The sequence below is a fragment of the Parazoarcus sp. PS-13 R2A genome, from assembly GCF_057621855.1.
The window spans coordinates 19,886-37,155 of record NZ_JBYEXN010000001.1; the positions used below are offsets into that span (position 1 = coordinate 19,886).

The 17,270-nt window shown below is 64.5% G+C and carries 13 protein-coding genes; 6 read left to right on the top strand and 7 right to left on the bottom strand.

Annotated elements, in window-relative coordinates; genetic code table 11:
• Positions 1 to 40 precede the first annotated feature (40 nt).
• From AC22G6_RS00100 to ubiB, 3 genes are all read right to left on the bottom strand, one after another.
• The gene (locus tag AC22G6_RS00100) at positions 41 to 1,501 is read right to left on the bottom strand and encodes a high affinity choline transporter 1 (protein WP_487365087.1); all 1,461 of its coding nucleotides are present in this window, start codon (positions 1,499 to 1,501) and stop codon (positions 41 to 43) included.
• Between the two features lie 171 nt (positions 1,502 to 1,672).
• Positions 1,673 to 3,790, bottom strand: coding sequence for an ornithine--oxo-acid transaminase (gene rocD / locus AC22G6_RS00105; protein ID WP_487365088.1), 2,118 nt, complete (start codon positions 3,788 to 3,790; stop codon positions 1,673 to 1,675).
• A gap of 114 nt (positions 3,791 to 3,904) precedes the next feature.
• Positions 3,905 to 5,437, bottom strand: a complete 1,533-nt coding sequence (ubiB, locus tag AC22G6_RS00110; protein ID WP_487365089.1) for a ubiquinone biosynthesis regulatory protein kinase UbiB — start codon at positions 5,435 to 5,437, stop codon at positions 3,905 to 3,907.
• 149 nt (positions 5,438 to 5,586) lie between these two features.
• On the opposite strand from ubiB, the gene argS reads away from it, so the two are divergent.
• The 5 genes from argS to AC22G6_RS00135 all read left to right on the top strand — a co-directional run bounded on the left by argS (position 5,587) and on the right by AC22G6_RS00135 (position 9,967).
• The gene (argS, locus tag AC22G6_RS00115) at positions 5,587 to 7,350 is read left to right on the top strand and encodes an arginine--tRNA ligase (RefSeq protein WP_487365090.1); all 1,764 of its coding nucleotides are present in this window, start codon (positions 5,587 to 5,589) and stop codon (positions 7,348 to 7,350) included.
• A 14-nt stretch (positions 7,351 to 7,364) separates the two neighbouring features.
• Entirely contained in the window at positions 7,365 to 7,943 is a 579-nt protein-coding gene (locus AC22G6_RS00120) for an SPOR domain-containing protein (RefSeq protein WP_108950370.1), read from the top strand.
• 73 nt (positions 7,944 to 8,016) lie between these two features.
• Positions 8,017 to 8,664, top strand: a complete 648-nt coding sequence (locus AC22G6_RS00125) for a thiol:disulfide interchange protein DsbA/DsbL (protein WP_487365091.1) — start codon at positions 8,017 to 8,019, stop codon at positions 8,662 to 8,664.
• Positions 8,665 to 8,697: 33 nt separating this feature from the next.
• Entirely contained in the window at positions 8,698 to 9,480 is a 783-nt protein-coding gene (locus tag AC22G6_RS00130) for an SDR family oxidoreductase (RefSeq protein WP_487365092.1), read from the top strand.
• Between the two features lie 70 nt (positions 9,481 to 9,550).
• Positions 9,551 to 9,967, top strand: coding sequence for a PilZ domain-containing protein (locus tag AC22G6_RS00135; protein ID WP_487365093.1), 417 nt, complete (start codon positions 9,551 to 9,553; stop codon positions 9,965 to 9,967).
• 58 nt (positions 9,968 to 10,025) lie between these two features.
• Here the strand turns inward: AC22G6_RS00135 and AC22G6_RS00140 are convergent, their stop codons facing one another.
• Entirely contained in the window at positions 10,026 to 12,644 is a 2,619-nt protein-coding gene (locus tag AC22G6_RS00140) for a TRAP transporter permease (protein WP_487365094.1), read from the bottom strand.
• 150 nt (positions 12,645 to 12,794) lie between these two features.
• Positions 12,795 to 13,763 carry a TAXI family TRAP transporter solute-binding subunit gene (locus AC22G6_RS00145; protein ID WP_487365095.1) on the bottom strand — a complete coding sequence of 323 codons (969 nt, stop codon included), beginning with the start codon at positions 13,761 to 13,763 and terminating at the stop codon, positions 12,795 to 12,797.
• Between the two features lie 302 nt (positions 13,764 to 14,065).
• On the opposite strand from AC22G6_RS00145, the gene AC22G6_RS00150 reads away from it, so the two are divergent.
• A complete protein-coding gene (locus tag AC22G6_RS00150) occupies positions 14,066 to 14,911 on the top strand; it encodes a helical backbone metal receptor (RefSeq protein ID WP_487365096.1) in 846 nt (281 codons plus the stop codon).
• An 18-nt stretch (positions 14,912 to 14,929) separates the two neighbouring features.
• Here AC22G6_RS00150 and AC22G6_RS00155 read toward each other — a convergent pair whose 3' ends face one another.
• Together AC22G6_RS00155 and AC22G6_RS00160 are read right to left on the bottom strand one after the other, a co-directional pair.
• Positions 14,930 to 15,370, bottom strand: a complete 441-nt coding sequence (locus AC22G6_RS00155) for a putative toxin-antitoxin system toxin component, PIN family (protein ID WP_487365097.1) — start codon at positions 15,368 to 15,370, stop codon at positions 14,930 to 14,932.
• A 69-nt stretch (positions 15,371 to 15,439) separates the two neighbouring features.
• Positions 15,440 to 17,263, bottom strand: coding sequence for a PHA/PHB synthase family protein (locus tag AC22G6_RS00160; RefSeq protein WP_487365098.1), 1,824 nt, complete (start codon positions 17,261 to 17,263; stop codon positions 15,440 to 15,442).
• Between the last annotated feature and the right edge of the window lie 7 nt (positions 17,264 to 17,270).

A 17,270-nucleotide genomic window follows, 5' to 3' on the forward strand; every position in this document is an offset into this window, starting at 1 on the left:
TGCCCCGGGTGCTTTGACCCGGGTCAAACGCAGGCAGTGTTCAGCGTGAAGCGTGGTGTGTTGCCGCTGCCGCCCGGTGATGTCCGGCGTGGGGGCGATGGTGGGCGGGCGCACCCACCAGTCCGCCGATCAGCATGCCGAGCGCACTGGCGGCGAGGCCGAACAGCTGGGGCTCGATGTCGCCCTCGGGGACGAAAAGCTCGAAGAGAATCCATGTGGACAGCCCGAGCGCGATGCCCAGCGCCGCGCCGAGGTTGTTGGCCCGCTTCCAGAACAGCCCCGCTGCGAGTGGCACGAACGCCCCGGCCAGGGTGACACGGTATGCGTTCTCGACCATCTGATGAATGCTCGACTCGGTGCTTGTTGCGTACAGCGTGACCAGCACGGTGAACACGACCACCGTGATCCGGGTGCTGAGCAGGAACTGGCGGTCGCTCATGCCGGGGAAGAAGCCCTTGAGCACGTTCTCGGAGAAGGTGACCGAAGGCGCCAGCAGCGTGCCCGAGGCGGTGCTCATGATCACCGACAGCAGGGCGCCAAAGAAGATGACCTGTGCCGCGAAAGGCATGTACTGGATGATCAGGGTGGGCAGGATGAGCTGCGAGTCTTCCCCGATCAGGCGCTCGACCATGGCGGGGTCGATGATCTGCGCGGTGTAGGCGAGGAACAGCGGCACCGCAGCGAAGAAGAAATACGACACGCCGCCGAGCGTCGTGCCCCACACCGCGATGCGCTCGTTGCGCGAGGAGTTGACGCGCTGAAACACGTCCTGCTGCGGGATCGAGCCGAGCGCCATGGTCAGGAAGGCGGCAATCCAGCCAATCATGTCCGCCGCGTCCAGCGTGGGCAGGAAATCGAGCTTGCCTTCGGCCGCAGCCTGGCCGACCACACTGGAAAAGCCGCCGGCCATGTCGCCTGCAAGCCAGGTGACGTAGATCAGGCCGAGCACGATCACGATCATCTGCACGAAGGTGGTCATTGCCACCGACCACATGCCGCCGAACAGGGTGTAGAGCAACACCACGCCGGCGCCGATCAGCATGCCCTGATTGGTCGACACCACGTCCTGCGACAGCACGTTGAATACCAGCCCGAGCGCGGTGACCTGCGCCGCGACCCAGCCGAGGTAGGAGAGCACGATGCAGATCGACAGGATGAGCTCGGTGCTGCGGTTGTAGCGCTGGCGGAAGAAATCGCCGAGCGTCAGCAGGTTCATGCGGTACAGCGGGCGGGCGAAGATGAGGCCAAACAGCACCAGGCACACCGCCGCACCCAGCGGGTCCGAAATCAGGCCGCGAAAGCCCTCCTCGAGAAAGGTGGCGGAGATGCCGAGCACGGTTTCGGCGCCGAACCAGGTGGCAAACACCATGGCGAGCACGACGAACATCGGCAGGTTGCGACCGGCGGTGATGTAGTCACGGGTGTTGTGCACGCGTGTTGCAGCAATCAGACCGATGGCAATGGACACAAGCAGGTAGGCGACGACGAGCCAGAGCAGCATGAACAGGTCTCTTCCGGAGCGTGGAGAAAGGGGCGCCGGAGTGTAGCAACGAATGGCTGGAAAGTGGCGCCGAAATGTGCGCTAAGGGACTGAATACGCTGTCAATGTCAGGATTCTCGGTGGCACCTGGAGGCGTGGCCGCTGCGGGCCCGCCTCCCGGTGTCGCGTGGGTCAGCCGCCGAGTGCGGCGAGGGTGTCGATGACCGTATCCGCACTGTCGTCGAGCGTTGTCTCGTCGATGATCAGCGGCGGCGCAAGACGTATCACGTTGCCGGTCGTGTCGCGGGTTGCAATGCCGCGTGCCAGCAGTGTTTCGGCGACGCTCGCGGCGGATGCGATGTCCGGATCGATGGCAATGCCGATCAGCAGGCCGCGGCCGCGAATCTCGCGAACGCAGGGCAGCCTTGCCGCTTCCAGGCGGCTGCGCAGGCGTTCGCCAAGTCGTTCGGCGCGCTCCCAGGGGCTGTCTTCGATAAGCAGGGCAAGCACTTCCAGCGCGACGGCGGCGCCGAGCGGGTTGCCGCCGAAGGTGGAGCCGTGGTCGCCGGGGTGGAAGACGTCCATGACCTCGCGGTCGGCGAGGAAGGCCGATACCGGCAGCAGGCCGCCCCCGAGCGCCTTGCCCAGGATGAGACCGTCCGGGCGCACGCCGTCGTGATCGCAGGCCAGCAGGCGGCCGGTGCGGCCGAGCCCGGTCTGGACTTCGTCGGCGATGAGCAGGACCCGGTGCTGACGGCAGATCTCGGCGCAGCGCGCCAGGTAGCCGGCGGGCGGCACGATGATGCCGCCTTCGCCCTGGATCGGTTCGACCAGGAAGGCCGCGGTTTCGGGCGTGATCGCCGCTTCGAGTGCTGCCGGGTCCCCGAAGGGAATGCGGCGCAAGCCGGGCGGGAAGGGGCCGAAGCCGTCGCGGTACTGCTCGCTGGCAGAGAGTCCGACGATCGTGATCGAGCGGCCATGGAAGTTGCCGTCGCAGGCGATGATTTCCGCCTTGTCCGCGGCCACGCCTTTCACTGTGTAGGCCCACTTGCGCGCGGCCTTGAGTGCGGTCTCGACCGCTTCCAGCCCGGTGTTGACCGGCAGGGCGCGTTCGAAGCCGAACAGCCCGCACATGCGTTCGAGCAGCAGCGGAAGGCGATCGTTGGAGAATGCGCGTGAGGTCAGCGCGAGCCGTCGTGCCTGGTCTTCGAGTGCACGCAGCAGGCGCGGGTGGCCGTGGCCGAAACTGACGGCGGAGTAGGCGCTCATCATGTCGAGATAGCGGCGTCCTTCGACGTCCCACAGCCATACGCCCGCGCCGCGATGAAACACGACCGGCAGCGGTGCGTAGTTGCTGGCGCCGAAGTGGCGCTCCTTCTCGCGCAGCCAGTAGCTCCCCGGTCCAAGTGCAGCACAGGCGAGTTCGGCCACCCAGTCCGCGCTGCGGCGGTCAGTGTCGAGATCGGGCCGGTACTCGGTGATTTCCATCGCAATGAAGTCGCCGCAGGTCCTGAGGGTGAGCAGGACGTCGGCCAGCGCCCGGGGATCGATGCCCTCCGCGGCCGGACAGGTCACGGCAGGTACGGCCAGCGGGTCGAGCGCATCGACATCGAGACTGAGGCCGAAGCCGGGCTGGCTGCCGTTGCTGCGCACGATCGTCAGCGCATCGCAGAACACGGCGGGAAGGCCGCGCTCGCGGACTTCATTCATGTCGAAGATGCGCACGCCGAGCCGCGTCAGGCGTTCGTGTTCTTCCGTTTCCCAGGCACGCGCACCGATGACGCATACCCGCGCCGGATCGAGCCGTGGGCCGGGGATGCCGACCAGGCTGCGGTCGCCCTCTCCCAGCAGGGCCGCCAGCGGCATGCCGTGGATGTTGCCCGAATGGGTGGACTCGGCCGTGTGGCTGTCGAGGTGGGCATCGATCCAGATCAGGCCGGGCGCACCGCCGGCACGCCGGCCGATGCCGCGCCAGGTGCCTGCGGCAATGGCGTGATCGCCGCCGAGGATCAATGGGAAGGCGTCCGGGTCGAGTGCGGCCAGGCGGTCAGCCAGGCGTCGCGCGAACGCCGCGCTGGCTTCCAGCCGGGCTGCCATGTCTTTCGTGTCGGCCGCTGGCTGGGTGGGGCGCACGACATCCGCCCATTCGGCCTTGATGCCGGCATTCGACAGGCGCTCGGTCAAGCCGTTGCTGCGCAGCGACTGCGCCGCTGCGGCCGGGCCGGGGTGCGGCGCGCCGAGCGCGGATGCTGCACTGATGATGGTGAGCCGGGTGTGGGGGCCGGCAGGCAGGTGGGTTGTGTTCGTCATGAGGCACCTCCCATTCCGCCGATCGGCGGGTGCTTGTGTGACGTTACAACATTGGAGGGTGCCGGCGCAGATTCGTTCGCTGCGAACGCATCCGCACGGCGCCCGTCCCGGCGCTCAGCTGCCGAAGACCCGGTACGCCTCCAGTGCGAGCAGGGCAGCGGCAAGCACGCCGATGGCCGACAGCAGCCACCCTTGCCGACGCTGCTGGCGGGCGAGCTGCTCCATGCGCGCCTGCTGAGCCGCCTGCTGTTTGCCGCCTTCGGTGAGGGTGTGATGTATCAGCCGGGGCAGCTGCGGCAGGGTGCCGGCCCAGCTTGGCGCCTCGGTCTTGATTTCGCGGACCAGCGCACGCCAGCCCATCTGCTCGTTCATCCAGCGCTCGAGAAAGGGCTTTGCCGTCTTCCACAGGTCGAGTTCGGGGTCGAGCTGGCGCCCGAGGCCCTCGATGTTGAGCAGGGTCTTCTGCAGCAGCACCAGCTGCGGCTGGACCTCCATCTCGAAGCGGCGTGCGGTCTGGAACAGGCGCAGCAGGGTCTTGCCGAAGGAGATGTCCTTCAGCGGCTTGTCGAAGATCGGCTCGCACACGGTGCGGATCGCGGCCTCGAACTCGTCCACCCGGGTCTTGGCCGGCACCCAGCCGGCCTCGATATGGGCCAGTGCGACGCGGTGATAGTCGCGCTGGAAGAAGGCGAGAAAGTTGGTCGCGAGGTAGTTCTTGTCGACTTCGTTGAGCGTGCCCATGATGCCGAAGTCGAGTGCAATGTAGCGTCCGTCGCGATGCACGAAGATGTTGCCCGGATGCATGTCCGCATGAAAGAAGCCGTCGCGGAACACCTGGGTGAAGAAAATCTCCACGCCGGCGCGCGACAGCGCGGGCAGGTCGGTGCCCTGCGCCCTGAGCGCTTCGATCTGGGAGATCTGTACGCCGTGCATGCGCTCCATCACCATCACGTTGCGACCGCACCAGTCCCAATGCACCTCGGGCACGATCATCAGGGACGAATCCTTGAAGTTGCGCCGCAGCTGCGAGCAGTTGGCCGCCTCGCGCATGAGGTCGAGTTCGTCGTTAAGGTACTTGGTGAACTCGGCAACGACCTCGCGCGGCTTGAGCCGCCGGCCCTCGGGCCAGACCTTCTCGAGCAGCATGGCCGCGACTTCGAGCAGGGCCAGATCGTGCGCGATCACATGCTCGATGCCCGGACGCAGAATCTTGACCGCCACTTCGGTGCCATCGGGCAACTCGGCAAAGTGCACCTGCGCCACCGAGGCGGAAGCCACCGGCGTGCGGTTGAAGTTGCCAAAGACATCATCGACCGGCTTGCCGTACATCGTCTGCAACAGCGCGAGTGCCTGTTCGGTGGGGAAGGGCGGCACCCTGTCCTGCAGCATCGCGAGCTCGTCGGCCAGATCCGGCGGCAGCAGATCGCGCCGGGTGGAGAGCATCTGCCCGAACTTGACGAAGATGGGGCCAAGCGACTCGAGCGCCCGGCGCAGGCGCACGCCACGAGGTTCGTCGTAGGTGCGCCAGAAGAACACGAAATTCCATACGCGGGCCAGTCGACCGCTGGTGTCGGCGTCCAGAATCATTCGGTCCAGACCGAAACGCAGACTGACGGAAACGATCTTGGTGAGACGCAGGAGACGCACTTTGGACAACCGGTAGCAGGAGAACCGGGACTTTAGCGGGAAAGGGGGGGCGGTGGAAGGCAGAGAACGTAACCTGCGCTCACATGCCGGGCGGGAGAGGGGTGGGTTGATCCGCTATAATCGGCGGTTTCGATGTCCCTGAAAGTGTCATGAGCGCCGACCCCAAAGTTCTACTTGCCGATCTCCTGAAAGCCGCGCTGAAAAGCGTTGCGCCCGAGCTGGCCGATACCCCGATCCTGCTGGAGCGCCCGAAGCAGGCCAGCCATGGGGACTTTGCCACCAACCTTGCGCTGCAACTGGCCAAGCCGATGAAGCGCAACCCGCGCGAACTCGCCGCGAAACTGCTGGCCGAGCTGCCGGCGTCGCCGCTGGTGGCCAAAACCGAGGTGGCCGGCGCGGGCTTCATCAACTTCACCCTGGCCACTGCTGCCAAGACGGCCGTGGTCAGCGAGGTGCTCGCCAAGGGCGCTGCGTTCGGTCGCGGCGAAAAGAAGAACGTGAAGGTGCAGGTGGAGTTCGTCTCCGCCAACCCCACCGGACCCCTGCATGTCGGCCACGGCCGCGGTGCTGCCTACGGCGCCTCGCTGTCGGACGTGCTGGAATTCGCCGGTTACGATGTCAGCCGCGAGTACTACGTCAATGACGCCGGTCGTCAGATGGACATCCTGGCGCTGTCGACCTGGTTGCGCTACCTCGCGTTCTTCGGGGTCGAGGTCGCATTCCCGCCCAATGCCTACCAGGGCGATTACGTCGTGACCATGGGGCGTGAGATGCGCGACGCCCATCAGGACCGTTTCGCCAGGTTTACCGCAGCGCAGGTGACGGCCGGCACGCCGGGCCTGCCGCCGGTGGAGCGCAAGGATGACGAAGCCAAGCAGCAACGCGAGCTCCATCTCGACGCCCTGATTTCCAACGCCAAGCGTCTGCTCGGCGAGGACTACCCGTGGGTGCATGGTTTCGCGCTCAATGAGCAGCTTGGCGACGGCCGCGAGGATCTGCAGGAATTCGGCGTGCGCTTCGACAAGTGGTTCTCGGAGCAGAGCCTGTTCGATACCGGCCTGGTCGAGCGTGCAGTGACCCAGCTCGAGCAGCAGGGTCACATCTACGTGCAGAACGGCGCCAAGTGGTTCCGCTCGACCGCCTTCGGCGACGAGAAGGATCGCGTGGTTCAGCGCGAGAACGGTCTCTACACCTACTTTGCGTCGGATATCGCCTATCACCTGAACAAGTATGAGCGTGGCTTCGACCGCATCATCGACATCTGGGGCGCAGACCACCACGGTTACATCCCGCGCGTGAAGGGCGCCATCGCCGCGCTCGGCCTGCCGACGGAAAAACTCAACGTGGCGCTGGTGCAGTTCGCGGTGCTCTACCGCGACGGGCAGAAGACCTCGATGTCGACCCGCTCGGGCGAGTTCGTCACCCTGCGCGAGCTGCGCAAGGAAGTCGGCAACGATGCCTGCCGTTTCTTCTACGTGCTGCGCAAGTCCGACCAGCACCTCGACTTCGATCTCGACCTGGCCAAGAGTCAGAGCAACGAGAACCCGGTCTACTACGTGCAGTACGCGCATGCACGGGTGTGCTCGGTGCTCAGTCAGTGGGGCGGCGAGCGCGAAGAGCTGGCACAGGCCGATCTTGGCCAGCTGCAGAACGAGCGCGAACTCGCTTTGTGTGCCAGCCTGTCGACCTTTCCCGAGCTGGTGCAGTCGGCTGCGGCCGATTACGCGCCGCACCAGATTGCCTTCTACCTGAAGGATCTCGCGGCAGACTTCCACAGCTGGTACAACGCCGAGCGCATGCTGGTCGATGACGAGGCGGTCAAGCTTGCCCGTCTGGCGCTTGCCGAGGCGGTGCGTCAGGTGCTGGTGAGCGGTCTGGCCGTGCTCGGTGTGTCCGCACCTGAATCGATGTAAATCCGGAGATTGTTTTGACTCAGCCTCGTAAAGCCCCCCGCAAGTCGGGCCGTGCTCCCGCGCGCAGCGGTGGTGGGACCCTGATCGGCATTTTCATCGGCCTGATGCTGGGCGCGCTGATTGCTGCGGGTGCGGCATGGTTCTTCACCCGCGCCAACCCGTTTCAGTCGGCGCCGGTCGCACCACGCGTGCCGGCGGTCAACCAGCCGCCTGCCGCGCTGCCCGGAAAGCCCGGCGACCGCCCCGTCGTAAAGCAGGATTTCGAGTTCTACAAGATCCTGCCGCAGGGCGACAACGTGCCGGCGGCACAGGCGCCGGTTGAAGCGCCGAGCGCGCCGGTGGTGGAGCGCCCGGTCGAAAAGCTCTACCTCCAGCTCGGTGCCTTCGAGAACGCGGCCGAGGCGGACAACCTGAAGGCAAGGCTGGCGCTGGCCGGTGTCGAGGCGAGTTCGCAGCGGGGCCAGCTGCCCGACGGGCGCACGGTGCACCGGGTGCGGATCGGACCCTTCTCCGGCCCGGACGAGCTGAATCCGGTTCGCAGCCGTCTGGCTTCGTCGGGCTTCAACACCACTGTGACCCGCGCCGGTCAATGATTTTTAGCGCTGACGCGGAACGAAGCGTGCCTTGCACGCGTCAGACCGGCTTCAACCAACACGGGAGTAAAGAATGAATCGTCGTCATGCCCTGCAGCAACTTGGCGCGCTTGCGCTTTTCGCCGGGTCCGCGGGCAAGGTGCTCGCCCAGAGCGGATCTGGTCCGGCTTACCAGGTGCTGGAGCCGTCCGTTCCGACGGCGGCCAAGGGCAAGATCGAGGTGATCGAGTTCTTCCACTACGGCTGCCCGCACTGCCACGACTTCGACCCGCTGCTCGGGCAGTGGATCAAGCGCCTGCCGGCCGACGTCAGCTTCGTCCGCGTGCCGGCAATCTGGGGCAACCCCCAGCTGCAGGCACTGGCCCGGCTATACTACACCTTCGAGGTGACCGGTCAGGTCGATACCCTGCACGAACTCGTGTTCGGTGCGGTGCAGAACGACAGGGAGCCGCTGAATACGGAAGACGGCGTGCGGGCATGGGTGGGCAAGCGCGGCATTGATACCGCGAAGTTCATGGAGGCTTACAAGTCCTTCGGCGTGGAGTCGCTGGTCAAGCGTGCGGACCAGATCGCCCGTGCATACAAGGTTCAGGGCGTGCCGACGATGGCGGTCGATGGTCGGTTCATTACTTCGGCCTCGCTGACCGGCAGTCACGAAGGCACGCTGAAGCAGGTCGACGCGCTGCTCACGCGCGTGCGCAGCGAGGCGCGCAAGAGCTGATGGCTTGTCTGCGCCTGCTAGACGGCCGCAGCGGTGACTGAGCCGGGACAGCCGCTGCGCGTCCTCATTACGGGGGCGTCCAGCGGCCTGGGCGAAGCACTTGCCCGTCACTATGCAGGCATGGGGGCGACGCTGGGGCTGGTTGCGCGCCGAGCCGAGCCGATGCACGCACTGGTGGCGTCGCTGCCCGGCACGCACCAGGTGCTGGTTGCCGATGTCGGTGATCCGCTGGCACTGCGTGGCGCCGCCAGCCAGTTCGTCGAAGCCTTCGGCGTGCCCGACATCGTCATTGCCAACGCCGGGGTCTCGGTCGGGACGCTTACCGAATATGCCGAGGACGTCGACGCGTTTGATCGCGTGCTGCGCACGAATCTGCTCGGCATGGTCGCAACCTTCCAGCCTTTCGTCGAGGCCATGCGTCTTCGCGGCAGCGGGCGGTTGGTCGGGATTGCCTCGGTGGCAGGTATTCGCGGCTTGCCGGGTGCGGGGGCCTACAGCGCGTCGAAAGCGGGCGCGCTTGCCTACCTCGAAAGTCTGCGTGTCGAGCTTCACGACAGCGGCGTAAAGGTGGTCAGCGTGGCGCCGGGCTACATCCGCACGCCGATGACTGCGATCAACCCCTATCCAATGCCCTTCATTCTCGATGCCGACGTCGCCGCGCAGCGGATTGCCCGTGTCATTGAGCGTGGCGACCGTTTTGCCGTGACGCCCTGGCAGATGGGCTGGGTGGCAAAGCTGCTGCGGGTTCTGCCGCGCAGCGTGTTCGACCATGTATTTGCCCGTGCCGGACGCAAACCGCGCGGGCTTCCACTCTGAGGTATTCCTCACGCCCTTGCGCGGCGAGCCTGCGCTAACATAGGCGAAAATCACGTCTTGGAGCGATTTGATGAATGCAGCGGTGGGCGATGACGCGGCCGAGCGTCGTGCGCGTCAGAGATTCGTCGCGAAACGTCGCGGCGATATCTGTTTCTGGGCAATGGTCAACGGTGAGCGCCGCCCCCTCAACGACCTCTCGCTGGAGGGGTTTTCGTTGCCCGTCTCGCACGACCTCGATCCCGGCGCCGAGTTTCGCTTCGTGCTGCAGCGTGAAAGCGTGCCGGATCGTATCGAAGGTCATGCGAAGGTGGTCAATCAGGTGGGTGAAGGTCATGCGCGCAAGGCTGGCTGCCGTTTCGTCGAGCTCGACGAAGAAGGCGTTGCGCGTTTGAAGGACTGGCTGATCGCGCATGTTCTGGCGAGCGCCACCGTACGCATCAATGAGCGGGACGCCGCGGCCATCGTGAATGGCCCGTCCCTGATCTGACGCAGTTGCGGTTCTGCAGCACACAAAAAAGGGCGCTCCGTGGAGCGCCCTTCTTGCATCAGGCATTCGGGTTGTGCGGTGGTCGCGGCGGTTCGCGGCGCGCGCGGGCACGCTGCATGAACCAGACCATTGCGAGAAGCAGGAGCGTGGGCACGAAGACCCATTCCTTGTCCGGACGGCCGGCTGCGGGCAGTTCGATCGAGGTGATGTTGAAGCCCTGCTCAAGCCCGAGCTTTTCAGCGCGGCTACCGAACTTCACCGCAGCCACCTGAACGTCGTCACCCAGCGTCATCAGGGTCAGGCCCATGCGTGACAGGCGCTCACGCGCGTTGCCAGGCTCTCCGAGCGGCAGCAGCACGCCCTTGGATACCTCGTCACCCTCGAGCGTGAGTCCCTGCACCCAGACGCGCAGGTCGCCCTTGGGTGGCGCAGCTTCCACCAACTGTGTGAGCTGGCTTGCCGGCACTTCGTCGTATGCGGGATATACCATGTCCAGCCAGAAGCCGGGGCGGAACAGGCTGAAGGTCACCAGCAGCAGAATCAGCGTTTCATGGATCTTGTTGCGGGTGACGAACCAGCCCTGGGTGGCTGCGGCAAACATCAGGCTGGCGATGGTGGCACTGACGATCGTCATCACCAGATGGAAGACGTCGGTGATGCCGATCAGCAGCAACTGCGTGTTGAAGATGAACATGAAGGGCAGAATCGCCGTTCGTGCGCTGTAGCCGAATGCGGTGAAGCCGGTCTTGATCGGGTCGCTCTTGGCAATGCCCGCTGCTGCATAGGAAGCCAGTCCGACCGGTGGCGTCACGTCGGCCATCAGGCCGAAATAGAACACGAACAGATGGACTGCGATCAGTGGCACCAGCAGGCCCTGCTGGGCGCCGAGCTCGACGATCACGGGCGCCATCAGCGTCGACACCACGATGTAGTTGGCGGTGGTCGGCAGCCCCATGCCGAGGATGAGGCAGATCACCGCAACCAGCGACAGCATGATCATCAGGTTGCCACCGGACAGGATCTCGACCAGCTCGGTCATGGCCAGGCCGATACCGGTCAGGGTCACGGTGCCGACGATCACGCCAGCGGTGGCGGTTGCGATGCCAATGCCGATCATGTTGCGGGCGCCGGTGACGAGGCCGTCGAACAGATCCTGGAAGCCGTGGCGCAGGGCCACGCCGAACTCGCCCTTGCCGCGGAAGTAGGCGAACAGCGGGCGCTGGGTGACGAGGATGAAGATCAGGAACAGGGTGGCCCAGAATGCGGACAGTGCAGGCGAGAGCTGCTCCACCATCAGGTTCCAGATCAGGGCGGCAACCGGCAGCAGGTAGTGCAGGCCGGACTTCAGGGTCGGCCCGATCTCGGGCAGGTACTCCATCTTGTCACCCGGCTTCTCCATGTGGAGCTCCGGGTACTTCGCGGCAAAGTGGATGATCGCGACGTAGGCGACGAGCATCATGGCGCCGACGATCAGGAAGGCGGATTCGCCAACAACGTCCTTGAGCCAGCCAAAACCCCAGTACACGATGGCGGCCAGAATGATTACGCCGGACACCGTCATCAGGGTGGTAATGGTGGCCTGTTGCCAGGGCAGGGGTTCGCGACGCGGCAGTCCCTGCAGGTTCATCTTCATCGCTTCGAGGTGAACGATGTAGAACAGAGCGATGTAGGAGATCAGTGCCGGTACGATGGCGTGCTTCATCACCTCGACGTAGGTGATGCCGACGTACTCCACCATCAGGAAGGCTGCTGCACCCATGACCGGCGGCATTAGCTGGCCGTTCACCGACGAGGCGACTTCGACCGAGGCCGCCTTGTCGTCACGGTAGCCCACGCTTTTCATCAGCGGAATGGTGAAGGTGCCGGTGGTGACCACGTTCGCAATCGACGAGCCCGAGATCAGGCCGGTCGAGGCCGATGCCACGACGGCAGCCTTCGCCGGGCCGCCGCGCATGTGCCCGAGCAGCGCAATGGCCGACTTGATGAAGTAGTTGCCCGCGCCCGCGGTTTCCAGCAGGGCGCCGAACAGCACGAACAGGAAGATGAAGCTGGCGGACACGCCGAGTGCGACGCCAAACACACCCTCGGTGGTCAGCCACAGGTGGCTCATGCCCTTGGACAGCGACGCGCCGCGGTGTGCGATGACGTCCGGCATGTACTGGCCGAAAAAGATATAGATCAGGAAGAAGACCGCCAGAATCACCATCGGCAGGCCGAGGGCGCGACGGGCTGCTTCGAGCAGCAGAACGAGACCGGTGACTGCGACGACCAGGTCGAGCGTGGTCGGAATGCCGGGGCGGGATGCCAGTTCAGCGTAGAAAAGGAACAGGTAGCCTGCGCAGAATGCGGCGACGGTTGCCAGTATCCAGTCTACGACGGGGATATAGGCGCGCGGTGAGCCCTTGAATGCCGGGTAGGCGGCAAAGGCCATGAAGACAGCAAACGCCAGGTGAATGGCGCGGGACTCGGTATCGTTAAGGACGAAAACGCCGAGCGAGAACGGCAGGGGAGAGGCGATCCAGAGTTGGAACAGGGACCACGCCAGCGCAATGACAAGGAGAAACTGTGCTGCAAGACCCGTGGGTTTGCGACCACCGGTATCGGCTTCGGCAACGATCTGCTTCAGCTGTTCATCGGTCAGTTCGTGGGTTGTATGGGTTTTCTTCGAGCGGGTCATACGCCGCGCCTCCCCGGATTCAGGTGATACGCAAACGCAGCAACAGACTTTTGGCCTGTCGCTGCGTTGTCTGGATAACAGACGTCTCCCGAGTCGCGGTGCATTTCGGGAGACGTCCAGCAGGCCGGCAGGATTACGCCGGCAGCCGGATTACATCCAGCCTTTTTCCTTGTAGTACTTGATCGCGCCATTGTGCAGCGGAGCAGACAGGCCGTCCTTGATCATGCCCTGCGGCTCGAGGTGGGCAAATGCCGGGTGCAGCTTCTTGAAGTCCTCGAAGTTCTCGAAGACAGCCTTGACCATGGTGTAGACCACGTCGTCAGACACCTTGGCTGAGGTCACGAAGCTGGCCACGACACCGAAGGTCTTGGTGGCGTCCGGGTTGTTCGCGTACATGCCGCCCGGGATGGTGACGGCTGCGTAGTAGGGGAACTCCTTGATCAGCTTGTCGACGCCGGCACCGGTGACCGGAACCAGCTTTGCTCCGCAGGTCGTGGTCGGATCCTGGATGTTGGCGGCGGGGTGGCCGACGACATAGGCGAAACCGTCGATCTTGTTGTCGCACAGTGCAGCGCTGTGCTCATCGGGCTTGAGTTCGGAGGTCAGCGAGAAGTCCGAGGTCTTCATGCCGAGCGCCGGCAGCAGCACGTCGACCGTCGCGCGCTGTCCCGAACCCGGGTTGCCGACGTTGAAGCGCTTGCCCTTGAAGTCTTCGAACTTGGTGACGCCGGCTTCCTTGCGGGCCAGTACGGTCAGCGGCTCGGGGTGCAGGCCGAAGACGGCGCGCAGTTCGGTCACGGCACCACCGTCCTTGAACTGGTTCAGGCCTTTCACGGCATTGAACTGGACATCGGACTGGGCGACGCCGAAGTCGAGTTCGCCAGCCTTGATGGTGTTGACGTTGTAGACCGATCCGCCGGTACTTTCGACCGAGCAGCGAATGCCGTGCTGGGCGCGGTCCTTGTTCATCAGGCGGCAGATTGCGCCGCCAGCAGCGTAGTACACGCCAGTTACGCCGCCGGTACCAATGGTCACAAACTTCGTCTCGGCCTGAGCCGGCGCTGCGCCGAGGGTGCCGACGATTGCGAGTGCTGCTGCGAGCGTGGTGAGCTTCTTCATGAGTTCTCCTGAAACCGTGCAGGTAAGGACCGCACCAGATAGGGTGCGTTGATGATGGCAGGCTGCGCCTGTTCGAAGCCCGCCGTGAAAATCCGGACAACAGAATGTCCTGCGATAGTCAGACTACATGGAATATAAGCCCGCGCCAATGAGGGATACCCCGAAGTGACGCCCGGTGGGCATTCGCGTCCGCGGCTCCCGTTCCGTCTGGATGGGCCTGGTTTGCCGGATGCATGGCCGGCGCGGCCGGGTCACGTCCGCGCAACGCCTGCTGCGCTTGTTATCATCTGCGCATGATATCCATGACAACTCCCGGACACGCTTCGGCGCGCGCTCCGGCCGACTTGCGCGACGCGCTCGGGAACCGGCATTTGCCGGCGGACGCCGCGCCCCGGATCGTGTCCCTGGTGCCCTCGCTGACCGAGCTGGTGTGCGAACTGGGGCTCTCCGATGCGCTGGTTGGACGCACGGGTTTCTGTATCCACCCGCGCGAGACCCTGTGCAAGGTGACCAAGATCGGTGGTACCAAGGATGTAAGGCTCGAAGCGGTGCGTGCGCTCGAACCGACCCACCTCATCGTCAATATCGACGAGAACCGGCGCGAGACGGTGGAGGCGCTGGCCGGGTTCGTGCCCAACGTGATCGTGACCCATCCCTGCGTGCCACAGGACAATTTCGGGCTTTACCGGCTGTTCGGTGGCATTTTCGGCCGCGAGGCGGAGGCTGCCGCGCTGTCGGCCGGCCTGCAGGAGGCGCTCGACGAGGCGGCTGCCGTGAAGGCCGGGTACGGCGACGAGGCGGTGCTCTACCTCATCTGGCGCGATCCCTGGATGACGGTATCCCGGGCAACCTACATCTCGGCGATGCTGGGGGCTGTGGGCTGGCAGAGCCTGCCGCCCGAGGATGAGCCGCGCTACCCCGAAGTGGACTGGAGTGCGCCCTGGATGCGTGCGGTCGAGCGGGTCTTTCTTTCGTCTGAGCCGTATCGCTTTACCGACCGGCACCTGGCCGAAGTCGGGGCGCTTTCGCAGCGGCCGTCGTGCCTGATCGATGGCGAGATGGCGTCGTGGTACGGCAGTCGTGCGATTGAGGGGTTGCGCTATCTGGCCGGACTGAGACGAAACCTGGCCGTGCGTGGGGCAGGGTGAAGGTGCGGGTGCGAAGCCTCAGCACAGCCCTTCGGCAATGAAGCGCTCCGGCGTCAGGATCCGGAAGCGGTCACGCAGCACACTGTGGCGGGCGAGCTTGAGCAGCAGTTTGTCGCGGGTCAGCAGGTGGTCGACGCCGGCGTCGCGCGCGATTTCCAGAAACTTCTGATCGTCACGGTCGCGGCAGGCCGGCAGCTGCAATGCGTCGACTGCAGTGGCGGGTGCCGGACTGATGCGGTTGCGATAGGTGTCGAGCAGGCGCGTCTGATCGTCAGGGCTGATGCTGAACTGCGTGTAGGCCAGCACCCGCCGGAATTCCTCGAGCGCGTCGTCGCGGCTGAAGAGCTTCAGCGTGCCGGCGTCGATGGCGCTGGACAGTGATTCGAGAGCAGGGTCCTTGAAGTGCCACAGGGCCATCACCGTATTGGTGTCGAGGACCAGATTTCGTGCGGCCGTCATCGGGGTTCCAGAAAAAAGAAAGGGGGAAGGGCGAACCCTTCCCCCGGTCAGCAGGCGCTTATCCTGGGATCAGGCTGCAGCCTTGGGTGCGTCGAGACGCATCTTGACGAAGGAGCCGGGCGCATCTTCGATGGCCTTGAGCTTGCCCTTGGCGGGATCGCGCGCATCGACCTGGTCACCGTCGTGACCGGACACCCATGCCTGCCAGTCGGTCCACCACGAACCGGGGTTCTGCTGGGCGCCTTCGAACCAGGCGTCGGCGGTGGCCGGCGACTTGGCTGCAGCGTTGACCCAGTAGCCGTACTTGTTGGCGACCGGCGGGTTGACGATGCCTGCGATGTGGCCGGAGCCGCCGAGGACGAAGCGAACCGGACCGCCGAAGTTGAGCGAACCCGCGTAGGTGCTCTTCCACGGTGCGATGTGATCTTCGATGGCGGAGATGAAGTAGCACGGCACCTTGATCTTGCTCAGATCGATCGGCACGCCGTCGATGACCACGCCACCCGGCTGTACCAGGCGGTTTTCCATGTACATGCCGCGCAGGTAGAAGCTGTGCATCTTGGCCGGCATGCGGGTCGAGTCGGAGTTCCAGTACAGCAGGTCGAACGGGAACGGATCCTTGCCCATCAGGTAGTTATTCACCACGAAGGACCAGATCAGGTCGTTCGAGCGCAGCATGTTGAAGGTGCCTGCCATCTCCGAGCCTTCGAGATAGCCACGCTCGAACATCTTTTTCTCGAGGCTGGAAACCTGCTGCTCGTCGATGAAGACGCCAAGCTCGCCCGGATCGGAGAAGTCCGTCATCGTGGTGAAGAAGGTTGCCGAGGCAATGCGCTTCTGCTTCTTGCCTGCCAGGTAGGCAAGCGTGGTGGCCAGCAGCGTGCCGCCGAGGCAGTAGCCTGCGGCGTTGATTTCCTTCTCGCCGGTCTGCTGCTCGATGGCGTCAAGCGCGGCAATGATGCCTTCCTTGACGTAGGACTCGAAGGTCTTCTCGGACTGCTTCTCGTCCGGGTTGACCCAGGAGATCACGAACACGGTGTGTCCCTGGTCCACGCACCACTTGATGTAGGAGTTCTTCTCGCGCAGGTCGAGGATGTAGAACTTGTTGATCCAGGGCGGCACGATCAGCAGCGGGCGCTTGAGAACCTTGTCGGTGCTCGGCGTGTATTGCAGCAGCTGCATCATGTCAGTCTGGAACACGACCTTGCCCGGCGTGGTGGCAACGTTCTTGCCCAACTCGAAGGCGGTGGTGTCGGTCATCTTGACGCGCAGCTGACCGCCGCCGTCCTCGACGTCGCGCAGCAGGTTGTTGAGGCCCTTGATCAGGTTCTGACCGTGGCTCTTGACCGTCTCGCGGAACACTTCGGGGTTGGTCAGCGCGAAGTTCGACGGCGACAGCGCGTCGATGTACTGACGGGTGTAGAAGTTGACCTTCTTCTGCGACTGCTCGTCGAGGCCATCCACACCGCTCACGGTGTCGTGGATGTGGCGGGCGGCGATGAGGTAGGACTGCTTCACGAAATCGAACATGAAGTGTTCCTGCCACTCTTCGTCCTTGAAGCGCTTGTCGGAGCGCTCGGGCGAGGCGACAGGCGCAGCATGCATGCCGGCGAAGCGCAGCATCGAGTGCTGCCACAGGGTGAAGTAGTCCCACACCAGGTTCATCTGCGACTGAGCGAGCTTGTACGGATTCGACAGCAGCTTTGCCATCATGTCCATGAAAGCCTGGGCGATGCCGAGTTCGTCCGCGGGTGCGGCCACGCCCTTCTTGAGCTGGCGCTGAACGTGATCGCTGATCAGGTGGGAGGCGCGCTTGGCGACCTCGGCGTAGGTCTGAGCAACTTCCTGCGGATCGGGCAGCTCGGTTTGAGCGTTCTCGTTGGGTGCAGCCATCGTTGTT